Origin of the sequence: Thermoanaerobacterium sp. R66, from assembly GCF_028895185.1 — a bacterium.
In the GTDB taxonomy this organism is placed as follows: domain Bacteria; phylum Bacillota; class Thermoanaerobacteria; order Thermoanaerobacterales; family Thermoanaerobacteraceae; genus Thermoanaerobacterium.
In genome coordinates this window covers 2,232,592-2,249,490 of record NZ_JAEUWW010000001.1, presented here as the reverse complement: position 1 = coordinate 2,249,490, position 16,899 = coordinate 2,232,592, and the positions used below count along the sequence as shown (strand labels likewise).

17 protein-coding genes and 2 pseudogenes are annotated in these 16,899 nt (G+C 28.8%); 6 read left to right on the top strand and 13 right to left on the bottom strand.

Annotation, left to right across the window (positions count from 1 at the left end; genetic code table 11):
* Positions 1-339: 339 nt before the first annotated feature.
* Positions 340-1,393, bottom strand: a pseudogene (locus tag JJQ93_RS11255) (IS30 family transposase).
* Positions 1,394-1,628: 235 nt separating this feature from the next.
* Here JJQ93_RS11255 and JJQ93_RS11250 point away from each other — a divergent pair.
* The 5 genes from JJQ93_RS11250 (at position 1,629) to JJQ93_RS11230 (ending at position 4,829) form a co-directional block, all read left to right on the top strand.
* Positions 1,629-1,793 (top strand): hypothetical protein, encoded by a 165-nt coding sequence (locus JJQ93_RS11250; protein ID WP_274893837.1) that lies wholly within the window; start codon positions 1,629-1,631, stop codon positions 1,791-1,793.
* The gene (locus JJQ93_RS11245; RefSeq protein ID WP_274893836.1) at positions 1,793-2,056 is read left to right on the top strand and encodes an HxsD-related protein; all 264 of its coding nucleotides are present in this window, start codon (positions 1,793-1,795) and stop codon (positions 2,054-2,056) included. Before JJQ93_RS11250 ends, JJQ93_RS11245 begins: the two co-directional genes overlap by 1 nt.
* A 104-nt stretch (positions 2,057-2,160) precedes the next feature.
* A complete protein-coding gene (gene hxsB, locus JJQ93_RS11240; RefSeq protein WP_274893835.1) occupies positions 2,161-3,570 on the top strand; it encodes a His-Xaa-Ser system radical SAM maturase HxsB in 1,410 nt (469 codons plus the stop codon).
* Positions 3,563-4,207 (top strand): class I SAM-dependent methyltransferase, encoded by a 645-nt coding sequence (locus tag JJQ93_RS11235; protein ID WP_274893834.1) that lies wholly within the window; start codon positions 3,563-3,565, stop codon positions 4,205-4,207. Before hxsB ends, JJQ93_RS11235 begins: the two co-directional genes overlap by 8 nt.
* Positions 4,191-4,829: a hypothetical protein gene (locus JJQ93_RS11230; RefSeq protein ID WP_274893833.1), complete on the top strand. Its 639-nt coding sequence runs from the start codon at positions 4,191-4,193 to the stop codon at positions 4,827-4,829. The genes JJQ93_RS11235 and JJQ93_RS11230 overlap by 17 nt, the downstream gene beginning before the upstream one ends.
* A gap of 11 nt (positions 4,830-4,840) precedes the next feature.
* Here JJQ93_RS11230 and JJQ93_RS11225 read toward each other — a convergent pair.
* From JJQ93_RS11225 to JJQ93_RS11210, 4 genes and pseudogenes are all read right to left on the bottom strand, one after another.
* Positions 4,841-5,666: pseudogene (locus JJQ93_RS11225) on the bottom strand (IS4 family transposase); the annotation flags it as partial.
* A gap of 186 nt (positions 5,667-5,852) precedes the next feature.
* Positions 5,853-6,599, bottom strand: coding sequence for an IS21-like element helper ATPase IstB (istB, locus tag JJQ93_RS11220; protein WP_274893831.1), 747 nt, complete (start codon positions 6,597-6,599; stop codon positions 5,853-5,855).
* Complete coding sequence (locus tag JJQ93_RS11215) at positions 6,596-7,573, bottom strand: Mu transposase domain-containing protein (protein WP_274893830.1); 978 nt, start codon at positions 7,571-7,573, stop codon at positions 6,596-6,598. The genes istB and JJQ93_RS11215 overlap by 4 nt, the downstream gene beginning before the upstream one ends.
* 44 nt (positions 7,574-7,617) lie before the next feature.
* Positions 7,618-8,067 carry a hypothetical protein gene (locus tag JJQ93_RS11210; protein WP_274893829.1) on the bottom strand — a complete coding sequence of 150 codons (450 nt, stop codon included), beginning with the start codon at positions 8,065-8,067 and terminating at the stop codon, positions 7,618-7,620.
* Positions 8,068-8,241: 174 nt separating this feature from the next.
* On the opposite strand from JJQ93_RS11210, the gene JJQ93_RS11205 reads away from it, so the two are divergent.
* The gene (locus JJQ93_RS11205) at positions 8,242-8,448 is read left to right on the top strand and encodes a hypothetical protein (RefSeq protein WP_274893828.1); all 207 of its coding nucleotides are present in this window, start codon (positions 8,242-8,244) and stop codon (positions 8,446-8,448) included.
* A gap of 393 nt (positions 8,449-8,841) precedes the next feature.
* Here JJQ93_RS11205 and JJQ93_RS11200 read toward each other — a convergent pair whose 3' ends face one another.
* The 8 genes from JJQ93_RS11200 to JJQ93_RS13050 form a co-directional block, all read right to left on the bottom strand.
* Positions 8,842-9,510, bottom strand: a complete 669-nt coding sequence (locus tag JJQ93_RS11200; RefSeq protein WP_274893827.1) for an ABC transporter ATP-binding protein — start codon at positions 9,508-9,510, stop codon at positions 8,842-8,844.
* A 31-nt stretch (positions 9,511-9,541) separates the two neighbouring features.
* Positions 9,542-12,010, bottom strand: a complete 2,469-nt coding sequence (locus JJQ93_RS11195) for an ABC transporter permease (protein WP_274893826.1) — start codon at positions 12,008-12,010, stop codon at positions 9,542-9,544.
* Between the two features lie 42 nt (positions 12,011-12,052).
* On the bottom strand, positions 12,053-13,774 hold the full coding sequence (locus tag JJQ93_RS11190; protein WP_274893825.1) for an ABC transporter ATP-binding protein: 1,722 nt from the start codon (positions 13,772-13,774) through the stop codon (positions 12,053-12,055).
* Positions 13,775-13,801: 27 nt separating this feature from the next.
* Complete coding sequence (locus tag JJQ93_RS11185; protein ID WP_274893824.1) at positions 13,802-14,290, bottom strand: GNAT family N-acetyltransferase; 489 nt, start codon at positions 14,288-14,290, stop codon at positions 13,802-13,804.
* Positions 14,291-14,302: 12 nt separating this feature from the next.
* On the bottom strand, positions 14,303-14,905 hold the full coding sequence (locus JJQ93_RS11180) for a gluzincin family metallopeptidase (protein ID WP_274893823.1): 603 nt from the start codon (positions 14,903-14,905) through the stop codon (positions 14,303-14,305).
* A 4-nt stretch (positions 14,906-14,909) separates the two neighbouring features.
* Positions 14,910-16,268 (bottom strand): radical SAM/SPASM domain Clo7bot peptide maturase, encoded by a 1,359-nt coding sequence (gene ctpM, locus JJQ93_RS11175; protein WP_274893822.1) that lies wholly within the window; start codon positions 16,266-16,268, stop codon positions 14,910-14,912.
* 134 nt (positions 16,269-16,402) lie between these two features.
* Positions 16,403-16,513 carry a Clo7bot family Cys-rich peptide gene (locus JJQ93_RS13055; protein WP_350494229.1) on the bottom strand — a complete coding sequence of 37 codons (111 nt, stop codon included), beginning with the start codon at positions 16,511-16,513 and terminating at the stop codon, positions 16,403-16,405.
* A 42-nt stretch (positions 16,514-16,555) separates the two neighbouring features.
* Positions 16,556-16,678: a Clo7bot family Cys-rich peptide gene (locus JJQ93_RS13050; RefSeq protein WP_350494228.1), complete on the bottom strand. Its 123-nt coding sequence runs from the start codon at positions 16,676-16,678 to the stop codon at positions 16,556-16,558.
* Positions 16,679-16,899: the final 221 nt, after the last annotated feature.

The window sequence follows — 16,899 nt, the reverse complement described above, 5'->3', positions numbered from 1 at the left end:
AATATATTACAGAGGATACTATGGATAACTACCATGTAGGACATGAGACACCCGAAAAACTTAAAGCAAAAATAAATGTCGTTTATAAATGGAAGGAATGAGAGTTATTTATGATAAATATGATTTTGACGAAAAGAATTATTGTATATTTGGTTTTTGAATTCATATTATCAATTATTATTATTCCTGTATTGTGTAAATTGCAATATTAAATGCAACACTTTTTAAATAATTGATAAAACCATAATTTTTAACCATATATGATATATCTGTTTCCACTATAGTGGGAACAGAGGCCTTAATTTTGTATTTTGTCATGGTTGAACTATTTCATCATAATCATTGAGCATAATTGATAATCTTGCTAACCTCATCTAAAAAACATTCTTCAGGCGTTTTGTATCCTAAGATCCTTCTTGGAAGTTGATTGCACCAATTTTGAACTCATTTTATAACATACTTTGATAAGTCAGCTAACGTTGTGCCTTTAGGTATAAATCTCCTTATTAATCCATTATGACGTTCGTTTGTCCCTCTCTCAAATGCAGAATATAGATGAGTAAAATATGCCTTACTTTCACATTCCTTTAATATCTCACTAAATTCAGCAAATTCTGCCCCATTGTCTGCTGTTATGCTCTTAAATACCTTTGGAAAATTCTCCTTATATTGCTCTTTGAATTCATCAAATACCTTCTTGATTGATGAACTGTCTTTTTTATCTATCATAAAAATATGTTCGTACCTCGTTAAACGTTCTGTCAGTGTTAATAATGCTTTATCATTTGATCTCTTTCCTATAACAGTATCTATTTCCCAATGTCCAAAACTCTCTCTTTTGTTTATCTCCTCAGGTCTTTGCGATATGCTCTCTCCCATAATCTTCTTGTTCCTTCTTATTATCTTTTTCTTTGGTTTTAAACGTATTTTTAAGCACAAATCAATATTGCGAATTCTTAGCAGACCTTTATCTATGTAATTATAGAGGGTTTTGGTACATACCATTTCTTCTTGCCAGTCAGAATTATTTCTGCAGTAACCTACAACTGCATCAGGTGACCATTTATCTTTCAATATTTTCCCTTCTGCGAATCTCAAGAATTTCTCTGCCTTTACCACTTTTAGCTTTGTTCCGCAGTTTTTTCGGTTCTTTTTATATACCTCATATCCTGCTTCAGGAAAATACTCCTCATTATGTAGTTAAATCTGATCTCATTTGGGATACAGTTCCTCTTCTTATCTCTCTTGAAATAGTGCTTACAGATTTTCCTAGTATATTTGCTATTTGGCGCATTGATTTACCTAATTTTCTTAATGAATAAATCATACACTTTTCATACTGTGATAGGTGTTTAAAAGTTCTCTTTTTTGTGATATTATTATTCTTAGCCATAGTTTCAAACCTCCTGTATGTTGATTTGATTTTCACTTAATATCATACATGGTTTGAAACTATGGTTTCAATTTTTCTCAATTAAATTTTTGCTTGTTGCATTTAATTATACAACTAACCGATAAATTTTTTGCTGGAATTTTGATGCGGAATCTCTGGCAAAACTGATGTTGACTTTTATATAATTAATATTATAATAAAATAAAAGAATAATAAAAATAAAAGAGGTGTTGTTATGAAATATATAAAGGAAGAAGTAGTATTGACGATAGATAATAATACACTTGATAAAACATTAAAAAAGACTAGAAAAGAATTATTAGATAATTTACAATTAGCACATGGCTCACATAAGTCACATGATAATCATACAAATCATAGATCACAGGAGCCATATTAATGAAAGAATTATCGCTTGAAAATTTTGAATATGAAATTCTTATTTACGCAATAAGTGAATTTGAAACGAATAAAAATGTAAAAATTAATTATAAAATAGATGGAAATAAAGTGTATTTGTTATCTGTTAATGAAGATGATTTTAATATGATAGTTGAATTTTATAATGATTTTTTACTAAGAAAAAGGATTGCAAACGAAACAAAAAAAATAAGAGAAATGATAGTATATAAGGCATTATTTGAGTTAATTAATGAATTGTAGAACAAATACCAATATATTAAAGTTTATAAGAAAAATGTTGAAAATAAAGTTAGCAAATAACTTGAAAAGGCTCTGATTGCCTTTTTTTTTTTGGAGGTTACAATATGCAATATAGTGTTTTACCTTATTATTTTGAAAAAAATGAAGATTATGTAATTATTTCAAACATGTTTAGAGATTTTTTGTTATTAAAAAAAGATGAATTTAAAGATTTTATTGAAGGTAAACTACAAAAAGATAGTGAGTTATTTAATTTATTAAAAGAAAAAAGATTTATACATGATAACAGTAATTTTAATAACATTATAGATGATTATGCTAAAATTTATTTAGAAACGAAAACTAATTTATTGGAATCAACATATTTACATATTTTTGTTGTTACACTTGAATGTAATTTAAATTGTTTATATTGTCAGGCAGATAAAGGTATAAATGAAAATTTAAGATGTATGATGGACATTAAAACTGCTGAAGCTGCCGTAAATATTGCAATGCAATCACCTCGTAAAAAATTAACATTTGAGTTTCAAGGTGGAGAACCTCTATTAAATTTTGAAGTGATTAAATTTATAGTAGATTACGCTAACAAAAAGAAAGAAAGTAAAGAAATATCTTTTACAATTGTAACTAATTGTCAAGCAATGGATGAAGATAAAGCAAATTATTTAATCAACAATAAAATAGGTATATGCATTTCTTTAGATGGACCCCAAGATGTTCATGATTTTAATAGACCAAGCAAAAATAGAGAATCAAATTATGAAAAAGTTATTTATTGGATTAATTATTTTAATAATAAGGGAGTAAAAGTAGGGTTATTGCCTACTACTACAAAAGCTAGTTTAAATAAATACAAAGAAATTGTTGACTTATATATAAATTTAGGTGCAAGAACGATTTCTATTAGAGAATTATCTCCGTTTGGAAGGTGTAAACAAAATTGGGATAAAATAGGTTACACTGCAGAAGAATTTGTTGATTTTTATATTAAAACATTGCATTATATTTTACAAAAAAATAAAGAAGGTATTCCCTTTAAAGAGAGCTATACGGAAATGTATTTAAGATTAATTTTAACAAAAGAATCTTTGCGTTTTCCTGATTTCAAATCGCCGTGTGGTGCAGTTATAGGACAGATTGCTTATAACTGGAATGGTGATATATATACTTGTGATGAAGGAAGAATGATAGCAAATAAAGGAGATCAAACTTTTAAGATAGGTAATGCATTTGAAAGTAGCTATAAAGATTGCTTAAATTCTGATGTTACTAAATGTGTTATATCATCATCTTGTATAGAGTGTAATCCAACATGTAGTTGTTGTGTTTATAATCCAATTTGTGGTATATGTCCAGTTTACAATTATGTTCAAGACGGTAGCTTTGTTGGAAAAGTAAGCAAAAGTCAGAGGTGCAAAATATTGAAAGGTATATTAAGACATTTAATATATCTTTTAAATACAGACAATGAAAATAGTAGTATTTTGAGGAGCTGGATAAATAATGACTAATGGCGTAGAATGCTATTTTAATAATACAGAAAATGAAAATTTTATAGATGAGTTTGATGTTAAAATGGTATACTATTATATTACAAGCAAAATTAATTTTAAGTTAAATTCAAATGTTTTATCTTTAGGATGTGGTAATTTAGAGTTTGAAAAAGAACTTTCTAAAAATAGACCTGATTTAAAAATATATGGTGTTGATTTTATTGATAAGTTAAAATATTTTAAAGGCTGTTTCAAAAATATATATGTTGTGAAAAAAAATATATTAGAAATAGACAATAATTCTTTTGAAAATAAATTTGATGTAGTTTATTCTTTTTCTGTTTTACAATATTTATCAGATTTGGATATTTTAAATTTAAACAGACAATTATTAAAATTAATAAATGATGATGGTTTAATATATCATTTTGATATTCCAGATAAAAGAAAAAAATATATATCAAGATACAATAATATTATTAATAGTGGAAAAACAGTGTTTTCTATTTTTAATGGCAGGGAAGATTTTAATGATTTATTTAGTAGATGGATAGATATTAGGATATTTAAAAAAATAAAGAATGCTAGTATATCTATTATTTATCCATCATTTAAATATGATAGATTTGAGGTAAAAATTGAAAAAAATACATAAAATATTAGATAATATTAATTATGATTTATTATTTCCCTGCTTTAAGAAGGAAAAGTACTATATCATTGATGAAAAAAATAAAAAATATGGAACTGATATTTCAAATACAGTTATATTTGATAATGATTATATCGCTATTTGGAATACATTAAAATTTAATGAATATGATGAATATGAAATTATTAGTGGTTTAATACATGAAATGTTTCATATATATCAACTTAAAAATATAATACCTTTTAGAAAATTGGACAATGTTGATAGAAATTATTTTTTAAAAGAAGAAATAGATGAATTATATGATTTATTTATGAATCAAAATTACAAAAAGATTATATCAATTTACAAAAATAAATATAATTATTATCCGAATTTATTCAGAGAAGACATAGAAGGTTCTGCTATGTATGTTGAATTAAAATTTCGAGAAATTTATTATAACAAATCGATTGAATATAATATTGAAAAAATATATAATTCAATACAACTTGGCAGAATGGATCTGATATGTTATTTAAAGGGAACTTTGGTATGTTTAATTTTAGATCATTTCGTACCAACTTGGAAAGAAATTTATAACAAGGAAAAGATATTAATAAGAGATATATTAGTTTATAACTAAAACTTCGCATATAAATAATTACTTCTGTTCCTTGAAAACTTAATACTTTGCCAAAAAAAAGTAATAGCAATTTACGCCATTATATAGGTAATGCATCTTTGATGTTTTCTTCGCCATTGCAATAATATCATAGCCCATTTCTTTAATAGCAATCAAAGAAGAGGGAGAGCAAAACCAAGTGTCAAACAATACATAGGATGCTGGAATCATTGCCTTTTTAGCGGCATTTATTAATTCAAGAACTACGGCTGTTGCTTTGGTTTGGGCTAAATTTCTTCTTAAATACCCGGCGGAACGCTTGTCCACAGGTATAGCTTCATTGATACGATTCTTTTGATTTTCAGTAGATAAAAGACATCCATTGACTGGGATAAAAGTATTTCCATCTGACCATCCGAGTGTAAGTAGGCAAAAGCCATACTTGTATGTTTTCTTAGCATGGTCATATACTTTTGCTAATAGCTCTACTTTTTTAGAGCTAGAGCGTTCGAATAAAGAGTCATCCACAATAAGAACATTTACGCGTTTGTCGCTTGTTAACCCGATAATTGTCTCATTTATAATCTGTGCACTAAGCCAAGTGGTAAACCGAATCCAATTGATATGAACAGAGTTTAAGAATCTGTAAACCGTGTCTTTCTTAAAACCAGCCTGATTTGTACCCATTAGCATATTCATATACATAGATCTATTGGTAAAGATCATGCAGAATAAGTACTCGAAAATAGAAATAACGGGAATACCCTTGCTTTTGTAAGCATTCGATAACCTTAAAGCAGCCGAAATTCTATATTTTTGAAGAAACTTTGTGAATGTCAATAGAAATTTGAGCCACATGCTAATGAATTTTTGAACCACTTCTGCTATTGAAAAAGTGATCCATGTGCTAATGAATTTCTGAGCCATAATATAAAGACTTTCCCTATGCTTGATATGTTGGTTTTTAAAAATGATATTTACTTTTATTTACATATAGCTAATAAAATCAGCATTTGCAAAGTTACCGTCTACGCAGATAATAATTTATTCTATTTGCGAATTATCACGCCTGAAAGATTCTCCATTCATATTTAATACATGTGAACGGAAGGTTAGACGATCTACTAATGCTGCAACCATAGTAGTATTCTCAAACATTTCTGTCCATCTTGAAAATTCAAGGTTCGTAGATACTATTACACTTCCTTTTTCACTACGATCCGAAATTATCCTGAATAATAAATCAGCTTGGTTCCTATTAAAACATAGATATGATAGTTCATCTAGAATTAACAGGTCCACTTTTTCTAGCTGTTTTTCAAGTTTTAGAAGCTTTTTGTACTCTTGTGCTTCTGTAAGTTCTGTTACAAGATTTGCAACGGTATAGAATTTTACGTTATGCCCCTCTTTACAAGCCTTTAGCCCTAAGCCTATTGAAATATGAGTTTTGCCTGTGCCAGTGTTCCCTATCATAATGACATTCTGTCGTTTAGATATAAATTCACATGTGGCAAGTTCCCATATAAAGGCTTGTTCGACGTATTTGAGTCTGGTATAATCAAATTCGTCAAGGGTTTTCAGGTAAGGAAATCCCGCTTTGTGTATGCGGCGCTTTTGCTGATTTTCTTGCCTGGAAGCTATTTCTTTTTTCATTAATTCTATGAGAAATTCCTCATATCCCATATTGCTATCCATACGTCTAATAATACTTGTGTATTGTGCAAAAGTAGGCAATTTTAGCTGTTTGGCATAAAGTTTTATTGTTTCTTTAGCTATATTTATTTCACTCATCGTGCCACCCCATATTGTTTATCGTATATACTTAAATCAACTTCTTCTACATTTACTGTATCTATAATTTTTTGTGTACTTTTCACCGGTGTGCTGTAATCTATTAAATAACTGCGGATTAAATCAACAGTAGGTGTTACACCTGCTGGAATTTGTTTTTTAATCTCCACAAGCTTATCTGAACCGTAGTCTACACAAAGTCTCAGAATTTTTACCATGTCTCTGGCTCCGCCAGGAAGTATTTGTCCCCACTCTAATAATTCTTGTTTGACATGGTCCTTTACGGGCTTTGCATTGAATACAGCTCTGGGCTTTTGCTCTAATAGATCTATGTAATGTTCTAGTTTGTAAGTGGTTTTGTTGGAACCATAGCTTCTGTTATGTTTAGCAATTTCCTGTCCACGATAGAAGATGGTTAATATATTTCCATATGCTTTGATACTGACATTTTTACCTACATACTTTACTGGTACTGAATAATTGTTCCTATCAAAGCGTACTGTTGAATACTCGTCTACACTGACTGATATGCTTTTGCTCGAATCAAATACATATTTAGGAAGTGAGTATAATAATGATTTGTCTATTTCATACATTTGGCCGACTGTCTGTTCATGGCCGCGTATCTGATGGGAACGGTATTTCAAACAGTTTGTCATAAGAATTTGATTTAATTCATCAATATCCTTTACTTTTGGGACAGGAACTAAAATATTGCGTCTTATCCAGCCTACCAGATTTTCTACCAGTCCTTTCTCATTTCCTTTACTTGGATTACAGAATTCCATTTTAAATGCATAATGTGCACTCAATGCTTGATAACGGGCCTGAGGTTTTGCATGAGCCCCAAAACCTTCCTTTACTGCAACTCTTGCATTATCAAAAATCAGCTTGTGGGGTACACCACCAAAATGTTCAAATGCTTTTACATTACCTTCTAAAAATGATTCTTCATTTTGGCGATAAAATGCCATTACAAAAATATCACAACTGTAGCAGAGTCGCATACAGAAAAGATTTATAGTAACTTTTTTGTTGTCAAGGTACACAGTTTTGCGCCCCAATCTACTTGTGCTGCTTCTCCAGGGTCAAATTCAAGGGGAACGAATGCTTTTGGTATTTCATCTTTAAGTTGTTGTACAGCCAATCTTACTGTGGATTCTCCACCTTTAAATCCTTTTTCTTCTACAAGGCGATGATATATTCTTCTGGCTGTATGTTGTTGTTTTTTTATTCCTTCTGCTTCGTCTTCTTTAATGCACTGCCTGATAAAGTCCATTACATCAGGTGTTAAGACATCAGGTTCACGGGAATATTCTTTTCTCTCCCAAGGAACATTGTCACCTTTGCAGTATTTTCTTACAGTATTCCTTGAAATTTTTAATTCCCTGGCTATAGCCCTTTGAGACATTTGATGTACTGTATACATTTCTCTAATCTTTTGGTATAAATTCACGTCAATAATCACACCTTCCAACCTCCTGTAAAATTTATCTTGTATAATAAATTTTACAGGTTTTTTCTGAAAAGTGGATCACTTTTTCGTCAGCACAGAGCCACTTTTTGGCTTACTTTTATATTAGCATATACAGCCTTAAAGACAAGTGAAAAACTTAATAGTGTTGTAGAAGCATATTTTAATGTGACAATATCGGATGAAAAATTAGCAGAGGTAAAAGAAGAAATAAAACTATCAGCAGCGGATGTAAACAAAAAGCAGAAAAAAGCTAAGGCATATCACATACAAAGAGGCGGTATGCCGTTTGAAGGTTGCGCAATGACAAACAGTCGAAAAGCAATAAGGGAAATACTAAGATACAAATGTTTAAGTGAACTAAAAGTCATATAAAAGGCGCAATATAAAAAGAAGAATGGAGCAAAAATAATTGCACGAAAATTCACAATACGTTAAACATTATGCGGATAAAATTTGAAGAAAAAAATTTGCCTACAACTACTTGACACAAACTGTTTTTTCTGTTACTTGCAATATCTTTAAATTTTGGTTATACTTCATATTAGGTACCTCCTTGTTATTTGAGAGTCGTGTTCATGAACAATCGACATCTTGTATTTTATCAGGAGGTACTTTTTATTTCAAATCTTATATTTTTTATCACAGAAATGCTCCCATTATTATGCCAAGTATCGTAAGTATTGAAAGCATTTATTTACATAAAAAGTTCGTCTATAAGTAAAATCCAAATCAATGAATCTAACAATTTTAAAAATTGAGGAAAATTCACTCAATTACCCCATCTTTTATTTTAATTATCCTATCGCTGAAGGATGCAGCATAATTATCATGAGTAACCATTAATACTGTTTTATTATTTTCTTTACTCAAATTATACAGAAGCTTTAAAATTTCTTCTCCCGCTTTTGAATCAAGATTTCCAGTTGGCTCATCAGCAAATATTATTTTAGGATCGATTATCAGCGCTCTTGCAATAGCCACTCGTTGTTGCTGTCCTCCGGATAATTGATAAGGAAAATTCTGCTTTTTTTCAATTAATCCGACCTTTTCTAAAATTTTATCAATATTGCTATTATATTCTTTCCTATTTATTCCTTCAAGTTCTAAGGGGAGTGTTATGTTTTCTTCAACGTTTAAATTAGGTATCAAATTATAAAACTGAAATATAAATCCAAATTCCCTCCTTCTCATTTTACTTAATTTATCATCATTTAACAAAGTTAAACCTTCTCCCTTAAAAAAGATACTGCCAGAAGTAGGTTTTTCTAAACCACTAAGTACATACAACAAAGTACTTTTCCCTGAGCCAGACGGTCCCATAATAGAAACAAACTCTCCTTCATTGATTTCTAAATCAATACCATTAAGAACTTTTGTCACATTTCCTTCCACATTGTATTCTTTAAATATTTTTTCTGTCTTTAAAATACCCATTTTGGTCCCTCCCTATATTTTTATTTTTTGCTTACTCTATTCCTTTTATTGCTTCTACAATATTAATTTTCTTAATTTTAATAAAAGGATAAATTGAACTTATAAAACCGATAAAAATCGAAGATAGTAATAAAATTAAATACACTAAATAATTATAACCAAAAGATAAATCTCCAACATAATAAGACAAAATTTTCACAATAAATAGATTCAGGCAAAATCCAAATAATAAGCCAAAAATTCCTCCCTCAAAACCTATAATAACCCCCTCGCCTATTATACTAAATAACAATTGCTTTAAGGACATCCCAACCGTTCTTTTTATTGCAAAATATCTAACCTGCGTCAAAACATTTATAATAAGATTATTATTTAAACTAAAAATACTTATAAACACCGATATTAAAAATAATGCATTTACTATTAAAAACAATCTATTATTATCTTCAGCATTTAATTTTTTCATTTCTTCAAGTGAATTTATACTATAGTAAGCTTTTTCCCCCAACATTTCTGTTATACCATTTTCCACTTGGCTAACATTGTAATTCTTTTTGATTTTTAATAAATATAAAGTGTAGTCATTAGAACCAATGTCCTTTATAAAATTGTCCTTAGATATAAAAAGAACTTTGCCCATATTCTCAAAACTACTTACAACTCCAATAACTTTATATTTTTCTCCCTTCGCTTTTGTTTTTAATTTAATTTGAATATAATCACCAACTTTAGTATTTGTGTTCTTAGCAAATGTATTTGTAATTACAATATTTTTTCCATAATTTAATTGCTTAAATAATTCATCTATTGAACCATTTTTATATATTTCAAAAGAAAAATCTTTATATTTCTCTGGATCAATTCCTGAAATTTCTACATCCATATCTCTGATACGTTCCTTTACCCTTAACTGCGAAACAACTTTATCAACCCCTGAAATAGAGGATAATTTTTCATCTAAGGACCCCATTGAAGAATCTGTATTAATAACAATATCAACACCTTTATATACCTTATCTACACTTTCTTTGACCAAATATGATAAAGTAAAACTAAGATATGCTATTCCAATTATTATACTAATAAGTATTATAGATTCCGCTGATCTTGAAAAGTCTCTTTTAAATTCTTTATTTAACAATCTTGCTCCCGGTCCCAGTAAATTTATAAATTTTAATAAAGTATTATTAATTAAAATATGTAAAAACTCTATAAGCAAAATAAATGAAAACGAAAATAAAATAATTCCAGAGATAAGATAAAAAATACCATTATTCATTTTCTCACTTAAAATCAATAATATTATAGACACAAATATCATCACTGCTCCGGCATGATTTTTAAGAATATTTTTCTTTTTGGTATGTTTTTCCACATTACCTTTTATGATATCTACTACAGAAATTTTAAGTATCCTCAAAACTGACAAAATAACACTTAATAAGCCTGTAATCAAAAGCATAAAAAATACTAACATAAACTTTAGAATGCTAAATTTCATTATAATTTCATCTTCAACTATCAATTTAAGAATAAAATGCAAAAAAGGAAAACCTACAATTAAACCAATTATAGTGGAAATTGTAATAATTATGAAGCTTTCTATATATGTACTTATAAATATTTCCATTTTAGTTGCTCCTAAGCTTCTTAAAGTACCAATTTGTGAAATCCTCTCATATAGTACTGTCTTGAAAGTAGAATATGTTAAAAATAAAGTTATGAAAATAGCAAACGCACTAAAAATACTCAATGCCATGCTTATCGTTCCAACATAAGCTTTATAACTTTCTATATCATACCTTTCTTCAACTATGTACCCAGAACCAATGGCTTTTTTTATATCATTAGCAACATCAGAAATACTATCCAGATTTTTTAGTGTAATACCAATAGAATACACCAACCCTTCTTTTTTAAATAATCTTTGTGCAGCATCAATATTTACAAAAACAATATTACCTTCTTGAAAAATTCCTTTATCCTCTGCAATTCCGCTAACTTTAAATTTTATTTCATTATTTTGAGTAGATAATAAAATAACATCTCCAATATTCAATCCATACTTTTTTGAAAACACCTTGCTCACAACAATTTGATTTTCAGAAGCAGGTAGTTGTATGTGATTAATATAATTGAATGAATAAACTTGTGATTGTTTATTAAAGTCGACACCAACTACATTTATTTTTTCATCTTGATATGCAGCAACACCTCCACATCTTTCAACAATATATTTTATGCCCTCAATATTTTTTATCTTATTTAACACATCCTCTGGCTTAAAATAAATATCTCTCTCATTTGAAGAAAGTACTACTATTTGACTATTTAATGTATTATTTCTAAGCTGTTCTTTTCTGGATTCAATAGCCGCATCTTTAAAAAATATAGCTGCCATTAAAGTTACGGCAGATAAAACAAAAGTAAGAAATAATATAAAAAACCTTACTTTTTTAGCAATGATATTTCGCAAAGCCAATTTAAAAAGAGCTCTCATCGACAGCACCTCACTGATGATATTTTTTATTAACATCTAAAATCATATAACTTGTTTTAAATTCTTGTTGTTTAAGATAAACTTAGAATAAAGACCATTTTTGTTTATTAATGTACTATGTGTACCTTCTTCTACAACTTTACCTTTCTCAAAAACAATTATTTTATCTGCACCTACTACTGTTGTAAGCCTGTGAGCAATAACTATAACAGTGCAATCTTTGGAAATTTCCTTAAGTATTTCACTTAATATCATTTCGTTTTCAGGGTCCAATGAAGACGTTGGCTCATCAAGAATGAAAATTTTTGGCTTCTTTATTAATGCCCTCGCTATCGCAACTCTTTGTTTTTCTCCCCCAGATAAATTAACTCTCTCAGAAATAATAGTATCATAACCCTCAGGTAATGATATAATTTTTCCATGTAATTTTAATTTTTTGCAAATTTCAAAAATCTCCTCATCTGAAGCATCTGGTTTACCAAACCTTATATTTTCTTTTATACTTGTGTTAAATAATTCTATGTCCTGTGGAACAAAACTTATATTTTTTCTTAAAACATTAACCCCCATATCTAATATATCTTTTCCACCAATCTTAATTTTCCCCGATGTTGGTCTGTAAAAGCATAAAAGCAACTTCACAATAGTACTCTTTCCAGACCCTGATCTTCCAACTAAAGCTACAAAACTTTTAGGCTCTATAATAAAACTAATATCATTAAGTGCACAAACATTTTCATTGTAATAAAATGAAACTCTTTCTATACTGATTTCACCATCTAATGAAATTATTTCATCTTTTAAAGGTTCATTCTCTAAATCAAAATATTCATATAACCTGTCAAAAATAGGTATTACTTTTCTTAAATGAATATTATTATTCAATAACTCGTATGTCGGTTGAACTAAAATCTGAAAATATAGTCCTATTGCAATAATAGTCCCAAGTGTCATATGTTCATTCATTACTTGCAATGCACCAACTCCATAAATAACAACTAATGATAAAATAACTATAACACCAGTTAAATTGTTTAATAAAATACTAAGATGTCCTATTTTTTTATTATTTCTATAAGCGTTAGTTATAACTTGTTCATATTTATCAAATATTTTATTTTCCGCCAAAAAAGATTTTATTGTCAATATTGAGTCTGCCATTTGCTCTACATTCGTACAAATCATATCATAGTTTTGCTGAACTTTAGCTTGTAAAATACTAAAGCGTCTGCTTAATATCCAATTTACAATAAAAAATAGAAGAAATAATATTATAACTATTCCTGTTATCATTGGTGAAAGATATAGCATGCCGCCTATAACTACAATAATCAAAAAAACATTTTTGACAAAAATTACAAAAAAGTTTGTAATAAATTCACTGGCACCTCTACTATCATTGATTATTCTCGAGATTATTTCTCCCTTATGAGTATCATCAAAAAATTTTAATGGTGCATAAATTAGCTTTAAAAAAAGTTTTTTCCTTATCTTTAGAGTAATAATTTCTGTAATATGTAAAAACAACAAGTCTTTTAAATATCCCACTATTGGTTGAGCTATACACACTATCAAAAAGATACCTAAACCAAGGTATAATTTATATATTGATTTTGCTGGAATTACCTCATCAATTAAATATTTTGAAACCAAAGGTGTAGCAAAAATTGCAAAAGTATATAAAATAGTTAAAATTGCTCCTAAAATTTCAAAAAACAAATAGGGTTTAATCAATGGTATTATCCTTCTTAATAAACATTTCATCAATATAACCTCCGTTTTTGTGTCTTTTTACTTTGAACTTAATTCTTTTACATATCTAATCCTATAACTTTCAAACCCTACTCTTTCTAATAATTTCATAATTCTGATATTATGAGCAAAAGCGTCTGCAATTATATATCGACTACCTTTCTCAATAGCCCAATTTAGTGCTGCCTCAAATAGATTATATATAATACTCAAAATATTTTCACTTCGTCTTGCATCAGGATCTATAAAAAAATGAAGAATATATGCATAATCATCTATAAAAAAATAAAAATCTTTCTGATAAAGCCAAACTTCTATAAATCCAATAACAATATTATTAACTTCCGCTACAAATATGCAACAATTATCACTATTTAACGCCTGCTTAAACTGCGAATAACCACCAGAAAATACCAAATCACCTTTATAATATGGGTCTTTACTCATTTGATCAATCGATAACTTTTCCCAAAGCTTTGCTATACTATCCAAATCATTAATATTAGCAACTCTAATTAAATAATCCATAAAAATCCCTCACTAAATACAATATTGATAACTTATTCGTTTTATATTATCTACACCTAAAATATAGTCTTCTTTGTAATTAGAAACATTTTTGATTCGAAATAAAATTGTTTCAATCCCGTAAACTTTTATTAATCTATCAACAGTTATTGCACTTATAAAATAAAGCTCTTCATTATCATAAGTTAATTCAAAAATATTTTCACAATAAAAGTCCTCATTTGTTTTTTTAAAAATATTTACCTGTTGTTCAGCAAAATACATAGCAATACCTTCATTTAACCAGACAGGACATCTATTTTTCGTTATCTTAGTTATTACTACATGTACAAACTCATGAAGCAATATTTGTCCAAATGTTCCCACACCCTTATTTTTCCAAATTTCATAATCCAGCATAATTATTGTTTTATCAAAATATGTACCAACAACCCATTCGGGAATCTCCAAACCCAAATAAATAGAAACCTCCTTAACAGACTCAAAGAGAAGGACATCGACGCTACTGTAAAAGTCGAATACTTCTCTTATTTTCTGCAATTTTTTAATCCAAACATCATCAGATAAAAGATACTTCAACATTCTTATATCTTTAAAATTTAGATTTATATTCATAAAATTAGCAGCTACACGCTCCTTTTTGTTCCAAATTCTCTTCAAGCATGTCCTTTTTTTGCATATAAGTTAATTTCAATATCTCTTCCAGATTATATTTCCATTTTTCACAATCTGGTGTTGAACCATTCTTTTCACCATTATAGGGGCATCCACCCATACATATAGGCAATAACTTACATTCAATACATTCTTTATGATCAAAAGGGGACCAAAGAATATAGTTTATATATCTTGTATACATATCATGATCTAATATTTCTTTAAAATTTTTTACATTTCCAACAGCTCTTTTAATATTTCCTATATCATTCCAGCATTTGTACATATATCCATATGGATCCACGACAAAAGAACCAATAGTATCTGCAGTACAATAATTTGCTTTTGTCCCAGGATAGTAAGGATATCCATGGGAAATAAATCCTCTTTTATGCAAAATATTTTGAAATATTATATTAACCTTTGCAAATTCTTCCGTATCCAAACAAGTTTCTGCAACAGAGGCACAAGCCTCAGTATAAGCAGTAACTTGCCCCAAAGCTAGCTGGATATTTTTCAAACCATTTATTTCTAATATATCTAAAAGCTCTTCCAATTTATCAATATTAGTTTTGTCAATATTCACGCGTATTGTTACATTCACTCCTGCTTCTGATAGTTTTTTAACATTAGTAAGAATAACATCAAAAGTTCCTTCGTCGCTTCCTTTTAATTTTCTACGTTTATTATGAATATACGGTGGTCCATCAATTGTAATTTGCATACCATTAATTTTTGTTTCTTTAAACTTGCATATTATTTCATTGTTAATAAGATAACCATTTGTAACAATGTAAGCACTATAATTAGTTTCGTTTTCCCTACATATATTTATCATCTTTTCTGACATATCAAACAAAATATCCTTGGCAATAAGAGGTTCGCCTCCATACCAAGTAACATATATACTTTTTTTTCTCTTTGCAGCTTCTGACACCATTTCCAATATACCTTTAACAACATCTTCTTTAATAAAGCTTTGTTTTGGATTTTCATAGCAATATGGACATTCAAAATTACAACTAAGAGTTGGTGCTATTGTTAATCCTAAACTTTCATTGTTGAACTTGCCACTCAAGTGTTTATATTTAATTAGCTTGAGTTCATCTATATTATCATGGACAATATAGTTTCCTTCCAGCATTTTATCTACAAGCAACTTTTGTTTAGCATCTAATTTTTTATATTGAAGTGAATCAATTTTTTCTATAATTTCTATAAAATCATCGTTTATTTCTGCTAAGGCACATGTCATACTATTAAAAGCTATCTTTGTTCCATCATCCATCGTCAATATTATATTATATTTAGATGCTTTCATTTCAAATTAACCTCCCAAAGTATAAAAAAGACTATTTTTATTTATGTATAAGCGACATGCTGCTTCAAACTTATATAATATAGCAGTATATCGCTTATATCACCCTACTTGATTATGTGTAAAATCATACCGGCTTATACCCTCTTATCTAAGCACTGTGTTCCACAATCATTTTGGCACTGCTTAGAACAGCCAAAACAATATCCTTCAACAAGTTTACTCGTTGGCTTCACTACAAATTTCATAATGCTGTCCCCCTTTCTTTTATCTTTCAATCTTTTTTAGTTTTATTTTCTTATGCAAAGTGTACTGCAGCCAGTTTGCTCTCCACATCTGTTGTTACATTGTTCGCCACATGCATAACAATAACCAGAAACTGTATTTTGTAGTGGTTTTACTATGTATTTCATTTTCTTCACCCCCTCGTATAATATGAACTCCCCTCTGTGGAATGTTGTCAAATAAGCATCACCATTCGGTAAAGATTGGACCTCTTCAGTTATTTGACTAATACATACTCGTTTATTGTACCTTTTTGCCTCTTTATAACCTCATCGACTTTATTGGATCCTACTCATATTTAATACTCAGGATGCCTTGGTTAAATGTGGTGTTCACTATCCGCGATATT